The sequence below is a fragment of the Comamonas sp. genome (assembly GCF_036666375.1).
GTDB lineage: Bacteria > Pseudomonadota > Gammaproteobacteria > Burkholderiales > Burkholderiaceae_C > Comamonas.
On record NZ_JAVWWA010000059.1, the window covers coordinates 26,226 to 30,560 of the forward strand.

A 4,335-nucleotide genomic window follows, 5' to 3' on the forward strand; every position below is an offset into this window, starting at 1 on the left:
CTGCTCCGAATTAATCATTCGCTGCCCGCCCATAGCGTTCATCGACGCGAATCGAAGAGGGCGTTGGGACGCTCAGGACGGCGCAGGTCGCGCAGCAAGCTCGATTCGTGTGGCTCGAAGCAGGACGTTAAATTAGCGTCGGACCCTAAGGCCAGGCGCGACTGAAAAAAGGGAGCAGCCGATAACTCTCTTGATGAGGGTTCCCATGGGGTAGTAATTTTGTAGTTTCGTATACGATTAGTCGAAATAGAAAATATGAACACCTTCACTCAAACCACATCAAGCACCGATTTCACAGCGATCAAGAACATGTCTCTTGGCACGCTTATCCGCGACCGCCTGCTGACCATGATCATGTCAGGCGAGCTTGTTCCTGGGCAGCAGCTCAAAGAGCCAGAGATCGTTGAAGAGTTTCAAGTCTCACGCATTCCGGTGCGAGAAGCCTTCCGGCAGCTGGAAACCATGGGCCTGGTTGTGTCCCGCAAGAACTGCGGAGTCAACGTCCGTGAATTGACCGACAAAGAGGTTGATGACCTCTACGCATTCCGCTCGCTTTTAGACGGGTTTGCCGGCCAGCAGATCTGCATGAGGCCCAAGCACGAACGCAAGGCCTTGGCCAAGAAGCTCTCCGCACTGTGCGATCAGATGGATCAGCTTATCGAGCTGGACGACAAGAAGGCGTACTACAGCACAAACCTTGAATTTCACTGGTGCTTCATTGCCGCATTGGGAAATGCGGAGATCGAAAAGTCATATCGAGAAATCATTCAAAAACTTCACCTGGCTCGCTTCAAGAACTTGAAGAGCGTTGAGCACAGAAGGAAGTCGAACGAGGAGCACAAGTTAATCGCCAGGGCACTGCTTGACTCGGATTCTCCAAAGGATCTGCAGCAGTGCGCAGCCCTGCAATCGGAACATGTAAGTCGAGCTTTGGGACGACTCCGGGAGAAGTAAGTTGATTCGTTGAGGCTCTGGCTTGGGGAGTGAAAGCACTCAGAAAAGATCTATCCGTAGCTCGCAGGAGGTGCGGGGATGGTGGGTACCTTATATAAAAAATAGGAGACTGTTATGGATCGTCGTTCTTTTCTGATGAGTGCTAGCGCTGCGGCGCTGTTCACTCCCTCCTTGGGCTTTTCCCAAGATAAATTTCCTTCGCGTCCGATCTCGTTCATTGTTCCGGTCGCTGCCGGTGGCGGTAGCGATTACGTGGCTCGAGCTACGACAACGGAGTGGGGCAAGGTGTTGGGAAGCAGCTTCGTCGTCGAAAACATGGCCGGCGGCGGCGGCGTGATTGCCTGTCAGAAGACGATGCGCTCCAAGCCAGACGGCTACACGCTGATGCAGGGTTACGTTGCCACCCTTGGAACAGCACCAGCAACCAGGCAGCTTCCATATGATCCGGTGAAGCACTTCACCTCGGTGGGAATGATCGGTGGCACGCCAAACGCTCTGGTTGTGGATTCCAAGCTCCCAATCCAGAACTTCGACGACTTCCTGAAATACGTCAAGACCAACACGCACACCAACTATGGCTCTGCCGGCGCCGGCTCTCTGACTCACTTGCTGATGGAGCTACTCAAGCAGAAGTCGGGCTTCCAGACAGACCACGTTGCCTACAAAGGCATCGCGCCGGCATTCAACGATGTACTCGGTGGCTCTACGCAATTCATCTTCCCCGGCTTGGCCGCAGCTGTGCCACATGCCAGCAGCGGGAAGGTCCGTATCCTGGCGATTACGGGCACAACGCGCAGCATGCGTTTCCCCGACGTGCCGACTTTCGAGGAGCTGGGCGTGAAGGGCTTCGACGATGTCTTGCAGTGGTACGGGGTATCTGGGCCATCCGGCATGCCGGCAGACATCGTTTCCACATTGAACATGTCCTTAAACAAGGTTCTGGTCGCGCCCGGACTGGAGAAGACGTTGTCCATTGAGGCAATCATTCCTATGCCTATGTCGCCACAAGAGTTCGACTCTTATTTGCGCAAGGACCTCCAGCGCTGGCAGAAGGTCGCAAAGGAGCAAAACATCAAGCTCGATGCTTAAACCATGGTACGGCGCCTGTGACGGGGTGCTGCGTTTTCACCCCCTGATTTTTTAAGTCAACGAAAGATAACAATGGCTCTTAACACAACAATTGAAGCTGATAAGAACGCTCCCCCAATCACGCGAATCCTGGCGGAGTTTGTTGCCAATCATCCTTCACGCGGCTGGAGTGATGAGGTTGATCATGAAGCGCATCGCACTTTCATGAACTGGGTCGGTTGTTCCGTAGGCGCGGCCCACCATGAATCGACACAAGCGGCTCTGCGTGCCGCCAAGATGTTTGAGCCGGCCAAGCAAGCACTGGTGCTTGGCACGAATGCCCGTGTAGACATGGGCAATGCCGCTCTGATTAATGGCATCAGCTCGCACGCCTTCGACTTTGATGACACGCACCTGAAGACCATCATCCATCCTGCCGGTCCGGTGTGTTCCGCAGTACTGGCTCTGGCCGAGCAACTGGGCTCTACCGGCCGCGAAGTCATCGACGCGGTGGTACTGGGCATTGACGTCTCTTGCCGTGTCGGCAACATGATGTATCCCAACCACTATGACCGAGGCTGGCACATCACTGGTTCGACCGGCACCATTGGCGCTGCTGCAGCTTGCGCACGCCTGCTGAAGCTGGATGCCGACAAGACGCAAATGGCGCTGGGCATTGCTGCGTCGCAGCCTGTAGGCCTGCGTGAGCAGTTTGGCACCATGACAAAGCCTCTGCACCCTGGCGCTGCAGCGAAAGCGGGCCAGATGGCTGCAGTGCTGGCCAAGGAAGGCTTCACGGCCAGCCTGCGCGCACTGGAGGCACCTCGAGGCTTTGCTCAGGTGGTCTCCACCAAGTTCGACTGGAGCGAAATCACCAGTGAGCTGGGGCAACGCTTCGAGATATCCTTCAATGCCTTCAAGCCATTTGCTTGCGGCATCGTGATTCACCCAAGCATCGATGCCTGCATTCAGTTGCGCGATAGCGGCGTGACTGCAGACAACCTGGAGCGTCTGGATCTTTGCGTGCATTCGCTGGTGCTGGAGCTGACTGGCAAGAAAGAGCCGAAGGACGGCTTGGAAGGAAAATTCAGTGTTTATCACGGCTGCGCGGCGGGCTTGATCTTTGGCCAGGCCAGTGAAGACCAGTATGCCGACGACCTCGTCAACCGGGCAGATATGGTGGCAACGCGTCGTAAGGTCAATGCCGTGATCGACAACACCATTGACGAAGCAGCCGTTGACGCGACTGCATTTCTCAAGGACGGCAGCAAGGTCAACATCCGAGTGGAGCATGCTATTGGTTCGCTGCAGCGCCCGATGACCGATGCCAACCTGGAGAGCAAGTTCAGCAGCATGGGCAATGAGATCCTTGGCGCTGACCAGACCCGCAAGCTCATGGATTCCTGCTGGGCACTGGGCCTGGCTAAGGATGTGAGCGAGATCATCCAGCTGGCCACCTTGCAAGCTGTGACTGCAGGTCACGCCAAAGAAGCCGTTGCTGCGTAATGACCACGACCACTCCTAGGATCGTTGTGCTCGATGACTGGGAAAACTCTCTGGCCAATCTCGTTGATTGGCCGGAGATCAAGTCTCGCGCGCAGGTCACGATCTACAACCGCCATCTTGAGGGCGCGGAGCTTGTTGATGCCCTCTACGGCGCCCAGTGCGTTGTTCTGTTTCGCGACAGGACTCCATTTGGCCGTGAGCTGCTGACGCAGCTACCCAATCTTCGACACATCGTCTCAACCGGGTCGCGCAATCAGAAGCTCGACAGTGAGGCAGCAGTTGAGCGCGGCATAGCGATCGACTTCACAGAGTGGGGGCCATCAAAGGCGAGTACGTGCGAAATGACATGGTCGCTGATCCTGTCTTGCGCCAGGCGCCTGACCCAGCTGCAGTTGACACCGGCGCAGACCTACTGGCGTCGGCCAGATGCGTTCGACCTGCTTCCTCAGGTGTTGTCCGGCAAAACACTAGGGTTGATTGGCCTAGGTCAAATTGGTCAGCGCGTTGCGGCTGTCGGCAAGGCCTTTGGCATGAAGGTGGTGACATGGAGCCCAAACATGACGCCAGAGCGTGCCCAGGAGCACGGTGTTGAGGCCTCGGGGCTGGAGGAGCTGCTGGAGCGGGCCCACGTGGTGAGCTTGCACCTGGTGCCGTCACCAACAACCAAGCAGTTGATCAATGAGCAGACGCTAGCCAAGATTTCAAGGAGTGCGATCTTGGTCAACACCTCGCGCGCCGAATTGATCGACATGCCCGCGCTTGTTCGCGCACTGGAAGAAAAGCGCATTGGTTATGCTGGCCTGGATG

General features: G+C 56.3%; 4 protein-coding genes. All 4 read left to right on the top strand.

Annotated elements, in window-relative coordinates:
- Positions 1–255 precede the first annotated feature (255 nt).
- Complete coding sequence (locus RR928_RS14915) at positions 256–954, top strand: GntR family transcriptional regulator (protein WP_332535913.1); 699 nt, start codon at positions 256–258, stop codon at positions 952–954.
- Between the two features lie 114 nt (positions 955–1,068).
- On the top strand, positions 1,069–2,043 hold the full coding sequence (locus RR928_RS14920; RefSeq protein WP_332547919.1) for a Bug family tripartite tricarboxylate transporter substrate binding protein: 975 nt from the start codon (positions 1,069–1,071) through the stop codon (positions 2,041–2,043).
- A 72-nt stretch (positions 2,044–2,115) separates the two neighbouring features.
- Positions 2,116–3,528 carry an MmgE/PrpD family protein gene (locus RR928_RS14925; RefSeq protein ID WP_332547920.1) on the top strand — a complete coding sequence of 471 codons (1,413 nt, stop codon included), beginning with the start codon at positions 2,116–2,118 and terminating at the stop codon, positions 3,526–3,528.
- Positions 3,528–4,335, top strand: an 808-nt coding sequence (locus tag RR928_RS14930; protein WP_332547921.1) for an NAD(P)-dependent oxidoreductase, incomplete at its 3' end; no start/stop codon positions are given. The genes RR928_RS14925 and RR928_RS14930, both read left to right, overlap by 1 nt.

Bases quoted from the DNA above. Each gene is read 5' to 3' on its own strand.
- RR928_RS14915 (WP_332535913.1), top strand. From the start codon at position 256: ATGAACACCTTCACTCAAACCACATCAAGCACCGATTTCACAGCGATC.
- RR928_RS14920 (WP_332547919.1), top strand. From the start codon at position 1,069: ATGGATCGTCGTTCTTTTCTGATGAGTGCTAGCGCTGCGGCGCTGTTC.
- RR928_RS14925 (WP_332547920.1), top strand. From the start codon at position 2,116: ATGGCTCTTAACACAACAATTGAAGCTGATAAGAACGCTCCCCCAATC.